General features: G+C 42.2%; 14 protein-coding genes. 11 read left to right on the top strand and 3 right to left on the bottom strand.

The window, feature by feature from the left end:
• Window positions 1–397: 397 nt before the first annotated feature.
• Window positions 398–1,648 (bottom strand): ABC transporter permease, encoded by a 1,251-nt coding sequence (locus tag Q0064_RS10380; protein ID WP_298148103.1) that lies wholly within the window; start codon window positions 1,646–1,648, stop codon window positions 398–400.
• A gap of 119 nt (window positions 1,649–1,767) precedes the next feature.
• Between Q0064_RS10380 and purH the strand changes: the two genes are divergently transcribed.
• From purH to Q0064_RS10345, 7 genes are read left to right on the top strand one after another with little or no spacing between them, the layout of a single operon-like run.
• Entirely contained in the window at window positions 1,768–3,294 is a 1,527-nt protein-coding gene (purH, locus tag Q0064_RS10375; protein WP_298148101.1) for a bifunctional phosphoribosylaminoimidazolecarboxamide formyltransferase/IMP cyclohydrolase, read from the top strand.
• A gap of 52 nt (window positions 3,295–3,346) precedes the next feature.
• A complete protein-coding gene (locus Q0064_RS10370; protein ID WP_094485162.1) occupies window positions 3,347–4,375 on the top strand; it encodes a rod shape-determining protein in 1,029 nt (342 codons plus the stop codon).
• Window positions 4,376–4,430: 55 nt separating this feature from the next.
• Entirely contained in the window at window positions 4,431–5,264 is an 834-nt protein-coding gene (gene mreC, locus Q0064_RS10365) for a rod shape-determining protein MreC (protein WP_298148098.1), read from the top strand.
• Window positions 5,254–5,760: a rod shape-determining protein MreD gene (locus Q0064_RS10360; RefSeq protein ID WP_298148097.1), complete on the top strand. Its 507-nt coding sequence runs from the start codon at window positions 5,254–5,256 to the stop codon at window positions 5,758–5,760. Before mreC ends, Q0064_RS10360 begins: the two co-directional genes overlap by 11 nt.
• Window positions 5,757–7,661 (top strand): penicillin-binding protein 2, encoded by a 1,905-nt coding sequence (mrdA, locus tag Q0064_RS10355; protein ID WP_298148095.1) that lies wholly within the window; start codon window positions 5,757–5,759, stop codon window positions 7,659–7,661. Before Q0064_RS10360 ends, mrdA begins: the two co-directional genes overlap by 4 nt.
• Before the next feature lies 1 nt (window position 7,662).
• Window positions 7,663–8,916, top strand: a complete 1,254-nt coding sequence (rodA, locus tag Q0064_RS10350) for a rod shape-determining protein RodA (protein ID WP_298148093.1) — start codon at window positions 7,663–7,665, stop codon at window positions 8,914–8,916.
• An 11-nt stretch (window positions 8,917–8,927) separates the two neighbouring features.
• On the top strand, window positions 8,928–9,479 hold the full coding sequence (locus Q0064_RS10345; protein ID WP_298148091.1) for a hypothetical protein: 552 nt from the start codon (window positions 8,928–8,930) through the stop codon (window positions 9,477–9,479).
• A 218-nt stretch (window positions 9,480–9,697) separates the two neighbouring features.
• On the opposite strand, the gene Q0064_RS10340 is transcribed toward Q0064_RS10345, so the two are convergent.
• Together Q0064_RS10340 and Q0064_RS10335 are read right to left on the bottom strand one after the other, a co-directional pair.
• Window positions 9,698–10,003 (bottom strand): hypothetical protein, encoded by a 306-nt coding sequence (locus tag Q0064_RS10340; protein WP_298148089.1) that lies wholly within the window; start codon window positions 10,001–10,003, stop codon window positions 9,698–9,700.
• A gap of 257 nt (window positions 10,004–10,260) precedes the next feature.
• Window positions 10,261–12,429 (bottom strand): carboxy terminal-processing peptidase, encoded by a 2,169-nt coding sequence (locus Q0064_RS10335; RefSeq protein WP_298148088.1) that lies wholly within the window; start codon window positions 12,427–12,429, stop codon window positions 10,261–10,263.
• 221 nt (window positions 12,430–12,650) lie between these two features.
• On the opposite strand from Q0064_RS10335, the gene surE reads away from it, so the two are divergent.
• The 4 genes from surE to Q0064_RS10315 all read left to right on the top strand — a co-directional run bounded on the left by surE (window position 12,651) and on the right by Q0064_RS10315 (window position 15,699).
• On the top strand, window positions 12,651–13,433 hold the full coding sequence (gene surE, locus Q0064_RS10330) for a 5'/3'-nucleotidase SurE (RefSeq protein ID WP_298148086.1): 783 nt from the start codon (window positions 12,651–12,653) through the stop codon (window positions 13,431–13,433).
• On the top strand, window positions 13,426–13,701 hold the full coding sequence (locus Q0064_RS10325; protein ID WP_298148084.1) for a hypothetical protein: 276 nt from the start codon (window positions 13,426–13,428) through the stop codon (window positions 13,699–13,701). The genes surE and Q0064_RS10325 overlap by 8 nt, the downstream gene beginning before the upstream one ends.
• 1 nt (window position 13,702) lies before the next feature.
• Window positions 13,703–14,824 carry a lipid-A-disaccharide synthase gene (lpxB, locus tag Q0064_RS10320; protein ID WP_298148082.1) on the top strand — a complete coding sequence of 374 codons (1,122 nt, stop codon included), beginning with the start codon at window positions 13,703–13,705 and terminating at the stop codon, window positions 14,822–14,824.
• Between the two features lie 152 nt (window positions 14,825–14,976).
• Complete coding sequence (locus Q0064_RS10315; RefSeq protein WP_298148080.1) at window positions 14,977–15,699, top strand: C40 family peptidase; 723 nt, start codon at window positions 14,977–14,979, stop codon at window positions 15,697–15,699.
• Window positions 15,700–15,874: the final 175 nt, after the last annotated feature.

The following is a 15,874-nucleotide window of genomic DNA, read 5'->3' as shown; positions in this document are numbered from 1 at the left end:
AATACAGCGAAAAAACACCCAAAAAATACCTATAAGTAGGTATTGATTTGTCGGGAAATAGATAGATTTTTGAATTCCATTTTGTTTGTGGAACTACTTAAGTAGTATAGGGGTTAGGCCGCTTCGAAAGAGCGGCCTATTTTTTTGTGGTTTTGTACCCATCAGACTCCATTGAAGTCTTTTGTTTGCGTATTGTTTCGCAACAGCGATTGCAAAAGCAAGCGTACGAACTTAAAAGCGTACAACAGCACGCAGGCTTTTAGCGACCAACGGAAGCTGAAAGACGGGTAGTTGTTGTAGCTTTTTAGAAGTACCTTGACTTGCAAAGCGCGGTGGCCGGCACCTTAATTCAACTAAAAGCGCGCCGGCCAGTTGCCCAAAAAATCATAAAATTAGTTTACATGCCGCTTCGAATGGCTTCGACAGGATCGAGTCGCGATGCTGTAAATGCCGGTACAATACCTGCGATTAGTCCGATGATTATGGCGAGGGAAGTTCCCAGAATTACGTTTCCGAGGCTTAGAACAAATTCGAAATCGGCCACGTTCGACATAACAATGGTGATGATCCAAACTAAAATTAGACCAACGGCACCGCCAAACAAGCACAAAATGATGGCTTCGAATAAAAATTGAAACAAGATGAATTTGTTTTTTGCGCCTAGTGATTTTTGGATGCCAATGAGGTTGGTGCGTTCTTTAACAGATACGAACATGATGTTTGCAATACCGAAACCGCCTACGAGCAACGAGAAGCCAGCGATGAGCCAGCCGCCTAAGTTAAGCATGGCTATAATGCCGTCGAGTAGATCGGTGAATCCGGCTAAGATGTTGATGAAGAAATTATTGATATCGCCGTCTTTCAATCCGCGGTAGTTGCGCAATTTCATACCCAATTCTTCTTTAAACGCATCGATATCGAGGCCTTTATTTGGTTTTACGATAATAACGTTGGTTTGCCACGTACCTGAGTCGCCGTAAAAGCGTCGGATAAAATTCACGGGAATAAATGCCGAACTGTCGTTGCTATCGCCAAACATTCCTGCGCCTTGTTTTTTCAAAACGCCAATTACTTGAAAGCGTTGTCCGTACATTCTGATTTCTTTGCCTACTGCATCGGGCGTATCGAATAGCGATTGTGCAATTTCTTCGCCAATTACCACCACGCGTGCGCCGGAATTAGACTCGGCTTCATTGTAGAAACGCCCAGAGGAAAATTCGAGATTTTGGATATCGATAAATTCGTGCGAAACCGGAACAATGTTTACTGAACTTACTTGTTTGTTTTCGAATTTAAGTGTTTGCGGACCGGTGAATACTTGAAACGCCATGAGTGCATCGTCGGCTAATGCTGTTTTTAGGTAGGTATATTCGTCGTATTTTACGTTTGGAAACTGATCGCGCTTCCATTCGGGAATGTCGGAAGGTCCGAAAGAAAACCGCAATAGGTAAATGGTATTTTTATCTAAGGCGCTGAGGTCTTTTTTGATTTTTCGATCGAGCGAATCGACCGCTGCTAGAACGGCGATAATCGAAAAGATACCAATAGTGACGCCGAGTAGCGACAAAAATGTGCGCAGTTTGTTGTTCACCAGTGCACTCACGGCAAACGAAAAACTCTCTTTAATTAAACGCAGGTAAACAATCATATGTAAAGGTAGGCATTAGCGTATTTTTTATTGGAGTACTTTTTTAAAAAATTGTTACAGTTTGGTTCCATATTTTGAACTTCAAAAAGTACTTTTGCAGCTTTTAACACAACACACACATGTCGACTACAAAAATCATCAAAACAGCACTTATTTCGGTGTATTCGAAAGAAGGATTGGCGCCCTTAATTCACGAACTGGCAGCAAACGAAGTTTCATTTTTATCTACTGGCGGAACACAGCAATTCATTGAACAATTGGGTTATACGGTAACGCCGGTTGAAGCCGTAACGGGTTATCCTTCGATTTTAGGCGGACGCGTAAAAACGCTACATCCTAAAGTTTTTGGAGGTATTCTCAACAGATCGGAAGTTGATTCGGATCGCGAAGAAATGGAGCAACACGACATTCCGCAGATTGATTTAGTGATTGTAGACTTGTATCCGTTTGAAGATACAGTTGCCTCAGGGGCATCGGAAGCAGAAATCATTGAGAAAATAGACATTGGTGGCATTTCGTTGATTCGAGCTGGAGCCAAGAACTTTGCCGATACGGTTATTGTTTCAAATATGAGTCAATATTCGGTTTTGCTCGAATTACTGAAAAATCAGCTTGGAGCTACCGAGCTCGAGCAGCGCAAAAACTTTGCTTTGGAAGCGTTCCGTGTAACCTCGCATTACGATACGGCAATTGCCAATTATTTTTCGGGTGCTGCCGATCGTTTACAAGTAGCATTCGACCATAAAATGCCGTTGCGATATGGCGAGAATCCGCACCAACAAGGAAGTTTCTACGGAAATTTCGATGCTTTGTTTACAAAGTTGAATGGTAAAGAATTGTCGTATAACAATTTACTCGACGTTGATGCTGCTGTGAATTTGATTGAAGAATTTAAAGCAGATAAGCCAACGTTTGCCATTCTTAAGCACAATAATGCCTGTGGAATTGCCACTGCTGCAACGATATACGATGCGTATGTTACGGCTTTAGCTTGCGATCCGACATCGGCTTTCGGCGGTGTGCTTATCGCGAATACAGCAATTGATGAAGCTACGGCACAGGAAATTAATAAACTATTTTGTGAAGTAGTGATAGCTCCGGCTTATGCTGGCGAAGCGGTTGCAATTTTGAGCGAAAAGAAAAACCGCATTGTTTTGGTTCAGAAGCCGGAAGAACTGGCACAAGTGCAATACCGCACAGCTTTAAACGGCTTGTTGGTTCAAGATCGAAACAACAAAACGGATCAGGCTTCCGATTTGCAAGTGGTAACAAATGTTTCGCCAACTCAGGAACAAATAGACGATTTACTTTTTGCATCTAAAATTTGTAAGAATACCAAATCGAATACAATTGTTTTGGCGAAGAACGGCGTTTTACTGGCGTCGGGTACCGGACAAACTTCTCGCGTTGACGCGTTAAAGCAAGCTATTGAGAAAGCGCAAACTTTTGGGTTTTCGTTGCAAGATGCTGTTATGGCGAGCGATGCTTTTTTTCCGTTTCCCGATTGTGTAGAGATTGCAAATCAGGCGGGAATTACTGCGGTTATTCAACCCGGAGGTAGTATTAAAGATCAATTGAGCATCGATTATTGCAATAGTCAAAATATGACAATGGTATTTACGGGTACGCGTCATTTCAAACATTAATTTGTATACCTTTGCTCGTTAAAAAACTGTAATTTAATCCTTATTATTTCCTATGGGATTTTTCGATTTCATGACCGAGGACATTGCGATAGACCTTGGTACTGCCAACACCCTGATTATTCATAACGACAAAGTTGTAATTGACAGTCCGTCTATTGTAGCACGCGATCGTATTTCTGGGAAAATCATTGCCGTTGGTAAAGAAGCCAACCTCATGCAGGGAAAAACCCACGAGAACATCAAGACGATTCGTCCGTTGAAAGACGGTGTTATTGCTGATTTCGATGCCTCGGAAAAAATGATCAGTATGTTTATCAAGAGCATACCGGCATTGAAAAAGAAAATGTTTACACCTGCCTTGCGAATGGTTGTGTGTATACCATCGGGAATTACAGAAGTGGAAATGCGTGCCGTAAAAGAATCTTGCGAACGCGTGAACGGAAAAGAAGTGTATTTGATTCACGAGCCTATGGCTGCGGCAATTGGTATCGGAGTGGATATCATGCAGCCAAAAGGAAATATGATAGTCGATATCGGTGGTGGAACAACGGAGATTGCAGTTATCGCTCTAGGCGGAATTGTATGTGATAAGTCGGTTAAAATTGCCGGCGACGTTTTCACCAACGATATCGTGTACTACATGCGTACCCAACACAACTTATTTGTGGGAGAAAGTACCGCAGAGAAAATTAAAATTGAAATCGGTGCTGCCGTGGAAGATTTAGAATCGCCACCAGACGATATGTCGGTTCAAGGACGCGATTTGCTTACAGGCAAGCCAAAGCAAGTTGAAGTTTCGTACCGCGAAATTGCTAAAGCACTCGACAAGTCTATTCAGCGAATTGAAGATGCTGTTATGGAAACGCTTTCGCAGACGCCGCCTGAATTAGCAGCCGATATTTACAACACCGGTATTTATTTAGCGGGTGGTGGTTCGATGTTGCGCGGACTCGACAAGCGTATTTCTCAAAAAACCGATTTGCCTGTTTACATCGCCGAAGATCCACTACGCGCCGTTGTTCGTGGAACGGGTATGGCTTTGAAAAACATCAATAAATTTAGAAGTATCCTGATTAAGTAATTCGGAACTTCTCTATAAAGCAACCGATTTATCAGACTAGCGTCAACAGACACTTATGCAGCAGATATTGAATTTTATCCTTAAAAACAGCCATAAGTTGCTGTTTTTGCTGCTTTTGATAATAGCGCTGTCTCTTACTATTCAGGCACATTCCTATCACAAAAGTAAAGTCATTAGTTCGGCAAATTTCTTGGCGGGCGGTGTTTACGAGCAAATGAATGCCGTGAGCGAGTATTTTAGTTTGAAAGAACGTAACCAGGAACTTGCTATTGAAAATGCGCGACTGAAATCTTTACTTTTTAATTCGGCCGACACCGCAGCACTAAAACTACCCGATACGATTAAAGGCGTTAAGAAAGTGAATGTCATTTTATCGAAAGTGATTCACAATTCCTTCAACGTGCCTGAAAATTATTTGACGCTTAATTCGGGCAGCAAGCAAGGAGTTAAAAGCGATATGGGTGTGATAAACGATCTCGGAATTGTAGGTATCGTTGAAAAAGTGAGTCCGAATTACGCCACCGTACAAAGTATCTTGAACATCAAGTCGAAAATTAACGCCAAATTCAAGAAGTCTGATCATTTTGGTACCTTAATTTGGAACGGCAAGAACACTGGATATGCCCAATTAATCGACGTGCCTCGTTTGGCGCAGATTAAAAAAGGCGATACGATTGTAACGGGTGCGGATTCCAAAATTTTCCCAGAAAATATCGGTATTGGAACGATCTACAAGATATACATTGACGATCAAACCAATTATTACACACTCGACGTGAAGCTCTTTAACGATATGACGAGTTTGGGTCACGTGTATATCATTAAAACCAAAGATCGCGAGGAGATTTTACAAGTAGAGCAAGAAACAGCGCAGCCAAATGAACAGTAATGTTTTATTCAATACGGCCCGATTTATCTTGCTGCTTGCGGCACAAATCCTCATTTTTAACAACATTCAGTTTTGGGGCTATCTCAACCCGTATCCGTACGTGTTGTTTATTTTGCTTTATCCGGTAAACGGCAACAAAAACAGCTTGTTAGCGGCGAGTTTTTTACTCGGTTTACTCATCGATATGTTTGCTAATTCTGGAGGCGTTCATGCGGCAGCGTCGGTTACTTTAGCCTATGTCCGACCCGCTTTTTTTCGATTTGCCTTTGGTGTTTCGTACGAATATCAGACCATTAAAATCAACGATCGCCTTACCCCAGAACGCTTCTCGTTTATTTTAGTTTCGGTGATGACGCACCACCTAATTTTGTTTATTTTAGAGACTTTCCGTTTCAGTTTCTTTTGGGATATCTTGCTGCGAACGCTATTCTCTACTTTGTTTACTATTGTACTTTGTATCATCATTATTCACTTATTTAAGCCGTCTAAAAGATGAGAAAGGTATTGTTGCCCACCATCATTATCATATCAGTTATTCTGATCGTGATGCGACTCTTCTATCTGCAGATTATCGACGATGAGCTCAAGCTTAAAGCAGAAAACAACGCTATTGAAATCATTTACGAATATCCGGAACGCGGGTACATTTACGACCGAAACGGAAAGCTACTGGTAGCCAATCAGCCCTCGTACGACATCATGGTTACGCCGCGTGAAGTAAAAAACATCGACACAACCGAGTTTTGCGATTTACTGAACATCACCAAGGAAGATTTCATAAAAAAAATGGAAAAAGCTAAGGTGTACAGTCCGCGGCTACCGTCGGTTTTCTTATCGCAACTAAACAAGAAAGAATACGCTGGTTTTCAAGAAAAGCAACGAAAGTTTCAAGGTTTTGAAATTGTAAAACGTTCCCTACGCGATTACCAAGTGAAAGTGGCTGCAAATGTTTTTGGTTCCATAACACAAGTAAATCAGCGTACGATTGATAAAAATCCGTACTACCAATCCGGCGATCTAATCGGTGTTCAAGGTGTTGAGCAAAGTTACGAGGAAGTATTGCGCGGCGTAAAAGGCGTGAAGTATCGTCAGAAAGATAAATTTAACCGCGATATCGGTTCGTACAAGCAAGGAAAATTCGACGTAAAAGCCGTGCGTGGCGAAGACATTACCCTAACTATCGACGCCGAATTACAACAATACGGCGAAGAACTTATGGTAAACAAACGCGGCGGAATTGTTGCCCTAGATCCGAAAACCGGACAGATTTTAGCGTTGGTCACCGCACCGTCTTACGATCCGTCGATTCTCGTTGGCCGTCAGCGCTCTAAAAACTACACCAAACTCTACCGCGATTCGATAGCACAGCCTTTATTCGACCGCGGATTACTTGCACAATACGCACCAGGTTCGCCATTTAAAATCGTTACCGGTTTAATTGCGCTACAAGAAGGTGTAATCGACGAGAATACAACCGTTATGTGTCACCACGGTTTCAGTTACGCGCGCGGGCGGTTTATGCGTTGCCACGGCTTCGGGCCGCACCAATTACACAACGGGATCTACAATTCGTGCAACGCCTATTTCGGAACGGTGTACATGCGAACCATAAACAAATATTTAAAGCCACCACAGGCTGTTGATATCTGGGCAAAACACGCGAAAAGCTTTGGTTTGGGCGATTTTATGGGTTACGATCTTCCAACAGGAAAACGCGGACTGATTCCGACTTCAAAAACCTACAAACGTATTTATCCCAACGGTGGCTGGCGTTCTACAGCAATTGTTTCAAACGCTATTGGGCAAGGCGAGGTGCTCGCAACACCGATACAGCTTGCAAACATGATTGCAACCGTTGCAAATCGTGGCTATTATTACACACCGCACATCATTAAATACATAAAAGGCGGTAAAATCGATCCAAAGTTTCGCGAAAAGCATACCACCACAATCGATCGTAAGTATTTTGCGCCCGTAATTCGGGGCTTGCACGCCGTGTACACGAACGGAACCGCAAGTCATTTGCAAATTGATGGCATTAACATCTGTGGAAAAACCGGAACTGCTGAAAACTTTGCTCGAATAGGAGGTAAGAAAGTACAGTTGAAAGATCACTCGATTTTTGTAGCGTTTGCACCGATGGAAAACCCTAAAATTGCTTTGGCCGTATTTGTTGAAAATGGCGGATTTGGTGCGACTATCGCCGGACCTATTGCTACACTGATGATCGAGAAATACGTGCGCAAGAAAATTACGCGTACCGATTTGGAGAAGTTTATCCTAAACAAAAGTTTGGAAGCCGAGTACAACCGCTACACCAAAAAAACAAACGACTCCCTATATAACAATCGTGAAATTAAACCCGTGGGCGATACCATAGGTAAATTGGAACTCTGATATGAAGAATCAAAGTACTAGAGATCACATCGATTGGGTAACAGTTACCCTGTACAGCCTTTTGGTATTATTGGGTTGGTGCAATATTTTTTCGTCGAGTTTTCCTGAGGGTGAATTCTCGTTCTTCGATTTGTCGCAGTTTTTTACGAAGCAATTCGTTAATATCTTGCTTGCTATTCCACTGATTATTATTGTTTTGTCGTTGGATAGTAAAGTATACGAGAAATTTTCTGTTGTATTTTATATCATCACTTTATTTCTGTTAGCTGGTTTATTTGTTTTCGGAAAAACCGTGAACGGACAAACCAACTGGTACGCAATTGGCGGTTTTAGTTTGCAACCCGCCGAGTTTGCTAAAGTAGGTTGCGCGCTAGCACTATCCAAGTTTTTAAGTGATGTGCAAGTCAATTTGCGCGATTCTGCACGGCAGTTTCAAGCCTTCGGAATTATCTTGCTGCCCATCATTCTTATTGCGCCACACGATCCGGGAAGTGCCTTAATTTTTACCATGCTAATCTTGGTTATGTATCGCGAAGGTTTGCCAGCATGGTATTTATGGACCGGCTTTATTGCCATCATCATCTTTGTACTGTGCCTGCTCTTTGATCCTATTTACATTATTGGTGCGGCGGCAGCTATTATTATTTTAACGTATTACCGAAGTCGCATTGCAAACCGAAACATCCTTGCAAGCGCATCGGCATTTGTGATTATTGTACTGTTTACGTTCTCGGTAAACTACGTATTTAACGACGTCTTTCAGCAACACCACCGCGATCGTTTTAATATTTTACTCGGCAAGGAAGTCGACCTTCGCGGAATCGGATACAACATCAACCAATCGAAAATTGCTATTGGTTCGGGCGGTTGGTTCGGAAAAGGCTTTTTAGAAGGAACACAAACTAAAGGCGGTTTTGTGCCGGAACAACACAGCGATTACATTTTTACCACGATCGGCGAAGAGTGGGGTTTTCTCGGATCGCTACTCGTTATTGGCTTGTTCGTTGGACTCATGTTTCGAATTTTATACCTCGCCGAAAGACAAAAAACCAAGTTCAGTAGGGTGTACGGCTACTGCGTCGTTTCGATACTATTTATACATTTCTTTGTTAATATTGCCATGGTTCTCGGACTCTTCCCAACCATTGGCGTACCTTTACCTATGATCTCGTACGGAGGTTCTAGCTTGTGGGGCTTCAGCATTCTAATTTTTATATTCGTAAAGATGGATGCCAACAAAGTCAACGAGTGGTAAAAATTTAAGCTATGAAAAAGATTTTATTTACGGCATTGTTCCTTACGGGAGCACTCGCCAACGCGCAAGAAAACGACGTTATTTCGCCAACAGATTCACTAGCGGTTAAGCGCGACAGCACCCTGGTCAATAAAGAAATGTATCGTCAAATTAACAACACTGTTGCAATCGATGCGCAAAAACGAGCCGAGAATGCTCAAAAAGAAGCCGAGCAAGCACAAAAGCGTGCCGAGCAAGCTCAACAGGAGTCGGAAAAAAACCTAAAGAAAATTGCTAAAGAACAGCGTAAAACCGAAAAAGCACAAAGAGCGTTGGAAAAACGCCAGAATAAGATTGCAACGGCTGAAAACGACATCCGGAAGATAAATCGACGTATCGAAAACGAACAGGAAGATTTGGCGAAGCTCGAAGAAAAGCTGCAACGTGTACGCGAGAAAAGCAACTCTTCGAACGAAGACGTTTTGAAAATGGAGCAAAAATGCAACAAACAGCAAATTCGCGTTAACGATCTGAAAATTAAACTCGAAAAGAAAGAGAAAAGCTTGCGTAAGCTCCGCGATTAATTAATGCTTTTTTTGTAGTTGGGCGTGCCCCCGCTATTTAGTGGAAATACATAGAGCGGGGTCGGTTGCGCTGCTGCAATAGTAAAATCGCCAGTGCTTTGCTACTCTTTTTTTACAAATGGGCTTCCGCTGGTCGCCAGTTGTAAAAAGTAGCAATAGCGCTGGCGGTTTTTCTATTTTCGCGTTGCCACCTCACGCGGGCAATCATTGTCCTGAAATCAGTTTCCGGCGAACGGCGAGTTGAAAATACCTACGGCTAGTTCCGCCCATATCAGTATAAAAACGATTAGTACAATGAATCCCACTAGAATTCGTTGCGCTTTTTTGTGAACGAAACGGTACAAGATTTCAAGAAAAAGCCAAAAGCCGAGAAGTATGCCAGCCATGGCAAGGAAATCGGCTGAAGTCCAGTAAATTTCGTCGGTAAATTGCATTAGAATGAGTGGTAAACACAAAAACGCAACGATAAGGACAATGATAGAGAACGCGCGTTTTGGGAAACTCATTTGAGGTGATTTATTCATGATGATTTTTGTGTTACGATTTTCTGCGTTAAGGACAGCAGCGGTATAAATTGCTGGCAAAAGGCTTTTGGTACCGACAAGGGAAAGCGACCAACGGAAGCTTGCCCTGGCGTTGTACCAATGGCTTTTGACCAAATTTATATCAGCGCATGGCCTGACGGCAAAAATAGCAAACCGCAGTAGTGAACGGGCATAAACTTTTATACGGTTCGTGTACTACTGCGGTTAGCTGTTTTGTCGGAACGCCCAGAAAAAAATTACGATTTAATTGCTTTTTCTTTCTTCTTTACGTTTACCACGGGCTTGGTTCCCGACACGTTGTTTAAATCGCTCAAAACGTTAAGCGCTTCTTCCATGTACGCATCTTTCTGAAGTTGCTCGTGCCAACGGTTGCGTTTTTCTTTCAGAATACTGTCTTTTTCGATTTGCGCCAACTCGTAAGGCAACGATTTATACACGTAGTTGGTTTTGTAATCGTTAATCGACTTGTATCTTTTCGATTCGTTTTCCAGCTGATCTTGCTCTTTTTTGAACTGTTGTAAATTTAAACTGTACACCAATTCGTCTTTGCGCTTGCTCAACCATTTGGCATTTTGATCGATAAGCTGAAACTGTTTGCTCGCCGCCACACGCTTTTTACTGTTTTCGATAGCCGCTTGAATGGCCGTTTTATATGTCGACGTTTTGTAATCGGCGGGTGCAATTTTGTCCCACGCCATTGCATTAGGCATGTCGCGCTCGCCAATTTCGATATAACTGTAGCGATCTGGAATGCTCACATCGCTGCTCACACCTTTTAGTTGCGTAGAGCCGCCGTTAATGCGGTAGAACTTTTGCGTTGTAGTTTTCACCGCGCCTAAATCGCCCACCGAGCTGTTTCGAACCAATTGGTTGAGGTCGATTACGTTTTGAACTGTTCCTTTTCCGTACGATTGCTTGCTTCCGATAACTACGCCACGACCGTAATCTTGCATCGCAGCAGCCAGAATTTCCGAAGCCGAAGCCGAGAAGTTATTGATCATAAGTACCAGCGGACCGTCCCATTGAACGCGCGAGTCGGTATCAGCTAAAACTTCCTGTTCTTTACCTGCCGATTTCACTTGAACTACCGGACCTTTATCAATAAACAAACCAGCGATATCAACCACAGTTCGTAGGGATCCTCCGCCGTTATCGCGCAAATCCATGACCAAGCCGTCGATATTTTCTTTTTTCAAACGTTCGATTTCCAACGCAACGTCTTTGGCAGCATCGCGACGGTCTTTGTTTTCAAAATCGATGTAAAATTTCGGAAGGTGGATGATGCCGTAACGTTTGCCGTCTTTCTCTACCACGCTCGATTTAGCGTAAGTTTCTTCGATTTCAACCACATCGCGAATGATCGAAATTACTTTAATCGAACCGTCTACTTTCTTCACAGTTAAGCGCACTTCGGTTCCTTTTTTACCTTTAATTTTCTTCACGACATCGTCGAGACGCATACCCACAACGTCAACGGGTTCGGCAGCGCCTTGTGCCACTTTCATGATCACGTCGCCGGGTTCGAGTTGTTTATCGCGCCAAGCAGGTCCGCCAGAAATGAGTTCTGTAATTTCAGTGAAGTCGTTTTTCTTTTGTAAACGGGCACCAATTCCTTCGAGAGTTCCCGAAATACTGAGGTCGAATTTGTCTTTATCTTCCGGTGCAAAGTAGTTGGTATGCGGATCAAAACCTTCGGCAATAGAATTAACGAAGATGGCAAACCAGTCTTCGCGGTTCAAATCTTTTACAAAGCTGAAATAATCGTCGAGCGATTTTTCAGAGCTTTCGCGGGTTTCTTTTTCTAAATCGGCATACGATTTTGCTTTATAGTTTGCATCGGCTTTTGCTTTGTCTTCTTCCAATTTAAGTTTATCGGTTAAAGACGACAAGGTTCCGAGCTTGATTTGTTTTCTCCAACGATCTTTGAGCGCACTGATTGAGTTCGCGTAGGGCATTTTCTCGTAATCGGTATCAAACGTCTCGTTTTCGTCGTAATTGAACGGTTTTGCGAGCAGATCTTTGTAAAACGATTTGCTTTCTTGCATGCGTTCCATCAAACGATTGTAAGTGAGATTAAAAAATGTCAGATCTTTATTATTGATTTGATCGTCGATTTCCAATTCGTATTTTTTAAACTCTTCGATATCCGATGCTAGGAAAAAGCGTTTCGCTGGATCGAGCGCCTCGATGTACTCTTTGTACACGCTTTTACTGAAATTATCGTCGATGTTTTTCGGATCATAATGTCCTTTTTGTAATACAAAGGCAAGCAATTCGAGTAGTAATTTGTCTTTTTCATCATTGTTGGACGACTTTGGAAAAAACGACCACAATGCCACGCAAAGCACTAATAGTGCTGCGATTATCTTAAAATTCTTTTTCATAAAATCTATCAGAGTTTTCATCTAAAACAATAACTAAGGTAAGTAAAAACCGTGCCGATACTTTTTGCTGCGCTATAATTTTTTGTTAAACCAATAACTGTTTGGTTTATTGATTGTTAGTGCATTTTGGTGTCAGAAACGAATCGGAAGCGAAATCAGCTTAGTTGCCCCACTAAAATTAGTTATTTTTGGGGTTTGACGCAATGTCTTCGCGTTCGTTACAAATTTAAACAATAGTTGTCATGCAGTCTAGTGAAACAAGCAGGCCTTTAATTCTAGTTACCAACGACGATGGGGTTACCGCACCCGGCATTCGTACGCTAATTTCGGAAATGTGTTTACTTGGCGATGTTTTAGTTGTGGCGCCCGACAAACCACAAAGTGCCACGGGACATGCAATTACGATTAACAATACACTGTATCTGCAAAAGTTGAGCAACGACGGTAGTTTTGAAGAGTTCAGTTGTTCGGGTACGCCGGTAGATTGTGTGAAATTTGCTGTAAATGAAATCTTGCATCGAAAGCCCGATTTGTGTGTTTCGGGAATCAATCACGGCAGTAATGCGTCGATCAATGTTATTTACTCGGGAACGATGAGCGCGGCTGTAGAAGCTGGGATCGAAGGTATACCTGCTATTGGATTTTCGCTCAGCGATTACAACTGGGATGCAAACTTTGAGCCGTGCCGACCTTTTGTTCGCAGTATTGCGGCTCAGGTTTTGGCAAACGGATTACCTAAAGGTGTGGTTTTAAATGTGAACTTTCCGCATCCGGACAAGGAGTTTCTAGGAGTAAAGATCTGCAGGCAGGCAAATGCTATGTGGCAAGAAAAGTTCGATAAGCGCGTTTCGCCATTAGGGAAAAGTTATTACTGGCTTACCGGAACCTTTGTAAATTTGGATCAGGGAACCGATACGGATGAGCATGCTTTGGAAGCAGGCTACGTTTCGATTGTTCCGACGCAGTTCGATTTAACGGCGCATCACGCCATTTCAGAACTTAATACATGGAATTGGAATGAGTAATTGGAAAGAACTTATTATTGGAGCGCTATTGGCAATACTTCTGACAGTAGTAACGTCGGTATTGTTTATCTATTTGCTAACACCGTATAGTTATTTGCCTGGACTTGAATTGCTTCATCAGCAGCATAAGTTGGGAAAACTTATTACCATTTGCAGTATCCCAAACTTGGGACTATTTTTTTGGTTGATGTACAAGAAGCGCGATTTTCTGGCGCGTGGTATTGTACTGGGTGCCATTTTGCTTACGCTTTTAACTTTGTTCCTGTAACATGAAATATTACATTATAGCTGGAGAGGCTTCGGGCGATTTACACGGTTCGAATTTGATTAAAGAATTGGTGCAGCTCGATGTCCAAGCTGAAATTCGCGCATGGGGTGGCGAATTGATGAAAAGTGCGGGAGCGAAGGTGGTAAAAAACTACCGTGACTTAGCGTTCATGGGTTTTGCTGAGGTGGTAAAGAATCTGGGAACAATTTTAAAGAATATTGCTTTTTGCAAAAATGATATCGCCGTATTTAAACCCGATGTATTGATTTTAATCGATTATCCCGGTTTTAATATGCGAATTGCCAAGTGGGCGAAACAAAATGGCATTCGCGTACATTATTATATATCGCCACAAATTTGGGCTTGGAAAGAAAGTAGGATTAAGGCGATAAAGCGAGATGTAGATCGCATGTTTGTTATTTTACCGTTTGAGAAATCGTTTTACGAAGACAAACACCAATTTAAAGTGGATTACGTCGGACATCCTTTGTTGGATGCGATGGCTCAGCGCAGTTACGACGATTTCGACACCTTCTGCGCCAAGCATCAATTAAACAACAAACCGAAGATTGTTTTCTTGCCAGGTAGTAGAAAGCAAGAAATCGAGAAAATGCTTGCGCAGATGCTTAAGATGGTAGCGTATTATCCGCAATACGAGTTTGTCATTGCAGGAGCGCCTGGGCAAGAAGCAGCGTTTTACAAAAAGTTTATTTCCAATTATCAAGTGAAGCTACTCTTTGGCGTTACTTACGATTTGCTGCATCACGCTACTGCTGCTTTGGTAACCTCTGGAACGGCAACATTAGAAACGGCTTTGTTCAAAGTTCCCGAAGTTGTTTGCTATCGCGGTAGTTTTATTTCCTATCAAATTGCAAAACGTATTTTGACTTTGAAATATATTTCGTTGGTGAATTTGATCATGGATCGAGAAATTGTAACCGAATTGATACAAGATCGGTTTAATGAAAAGAATTTAAAGTCGGAGCTAGATCGCTGCTTAGCTCCGGAACACCGCGCGAAAATGTTGCACGATTACGAGGCATTGATTGCAAAACTGGGGAGTTTCGGTGCGAGTCGACGCACAGCGGAATTGATTCTCGCCGATTTGCAAGTTGTTAATTAACAGTTATTAAGATTTTTTCGAATCGAAATTCAGGCAATTATTTCTATTTTTGCGGTCCGAGTAATGTACTACGGCACGAATTTTGCCGTTATGCTCCGACACAGTTTTATTAATAAAGCTAAAGACATCGTCTGAAAAATAAAAAGTAAACTATGACGCGATTGAGATTCTTTTTTCTGATTTCCTTTTTGATGTTCACATTTGTGGGTTCGTCGCAAATTATTACGTCTAAGAAGCAAGCCATGAAAAAAGGCGTTTACCAACCGCGTACAGAAACTACGTCGCCTGCTGCAACAAAAACTTCTACTGAAACGTCTGCAGCAACGCAAAAAGTTCCGGCCGTAACAAAGCCAGCAGCAACTCAGAAACCAGCTCCGAAACCCGAAGTTGCGGTTGCAAAACCTAAACCACAAGCAAAGCCTTCAAAAAAGAATATCATCAATGAAGAACCCGATTCCGACTTGGTGTTTCCGTCTTTCACAAATTATTTGGGCAACCAAATGATCAATAATGCTATGGGATTTCTCGGCGTTCGTTACCGCGGTGGTGGAACCACTCCTGCAGGTATGGACTGCTCGGGCATGGTAACTGCGGTACTCAATATTTTTGATATCAAAATGCCGCGAAGTTCCCACGAAATGGCGCAAGTAGGTGAAAAAGTTGATTTAGCCGATGTACAAGCCGGCGATTTGATTTTTTTCAAAACCAACGGACGAAGCGTCATCAATCACGTGGGTATGGTTGTCGAGATTATCGGCGATGAAATTAAATTCATTCACTCGTCGACTAATAAAGGCGTTATAATTTCTTCTACAAAAGAGCCTTATTACAAAAGGAGTTTCGTTCAAATAAACCGAATTCCGAACAAAGCGTAATTTTTTTGAAATTTACGGTTTTTCCGTAAAATTATTTTTTCCGACCCTTTTACTTTTACCGTGTTGAAAGAAGCGATTGTTTTCCGAAACATCCAATCTCATGCCACGTAGATAATTAAGTGGAAGGCCTTTGCTGATTTCGACTGGGTTATTTAATTGTAAAAGGAGCTTCGGC

This window comes from Flavobacterium sp. (assembly GCF_027490375.1).
Classification (GTDB): Bacteria; Bacteroidota; Bacteroidia; order Flavobacteriales; family Flavobacteriaceae; genus Flavobacterium.
Note: the sequence above shows the minus strand (reverse complement) of the source record. Positions and strands in the feature narration are given on the sequence as shown.

Coding starts and splice junctions, on each gene's coding strand:
- Q0064_RS10380 (WP_298148103.1), bottom strand. CDS start 1,648: ATGATTGTTTACCTGCGTTTAATTAAAGAGAGTTTTTCGTTTGCCGTG.
- purH (WP_298148101.1), top strand. CDS start 1,768: ATGTCGACTACAAAAATCATCAAAACAGCACTTATTTCGGTGTATTCG.
- Q0064_RS10370 (WP_094485162.1), top strand. CDS start 3,347: ATGGGATTTTTCGATTTCATGACCGAGGACATTGCGATAGACCTTGGT.
- mreC (WP_298148098.1), top strand. CDS start 4,431: ATGCAGCAGATATTGAATTTTATCCTTAAAAACAGCCATAAGTTGCTG.
- Q0064_RS10360 (WP_298148097.1), top strand. CDS start 5,254: ATGAACAGTAATGTTTTATTCAATACGGCCCGATTTATCTTGCTGCTT.
- mrdA (WP_298148095.1), top strand. CDS start 5,757: ATGAGAAAGGTATTGTTGCCCACCATCATTATCATATCAGTTATTCTG.
- rodA (WP_298148093.1), top strand. CDS start 7,663: ATGAAGAATCAAAGTACTAGAGATCACATCGATTGGGTAACAGTTACC.
- Q0064_RS10345 (WP_298148091.1), top strand. CDS start 8,928: ATGAAAAAGATTTTATTTACGGCATTGTTCCTTACGGGAGCACTCGCC.
- Q0064_RS10340 (WP_298148089.1), bottom strand. CDS start 10,003: ATGAATAAATCACCTCAAATGAGTTTCCCAAAACGCGCGTTCTCTATC.
- Q0064_RS10335 (WP_298148088.1), bottom strand. CDS start 12,429: ATGAAAACTCTGATAGATTTTATGAAAAAGAATTTTAAGATAATCGCA.
- surE (WP_298148086.1), top strand. CDS start 12,651: ATGCAGTCTAGTGAAACAAGCAGGCCTTTAATTCTAGTTACCAACGAC.
- Q0064_RS10325 (WP_298148084.1), top strand. CDS start 13,426: ATGAGTAATTGGAAAGAACTTATTATTGGAGCGCTATTGGCAATACTT.
- lpxB (WP_298148082.1), top strand. CDS start 13,703: ATGAAATATTACATTATAGCTGGAGAGGCTTCGGGCGATTTACACGGT.
- Q0064_RS10315 (WP_298148080.1), top strand. CDS start 14,977: ATGACGCGATTGAGATTCTTTTTTCTGATTTCCTTTTTGATGTTCACA.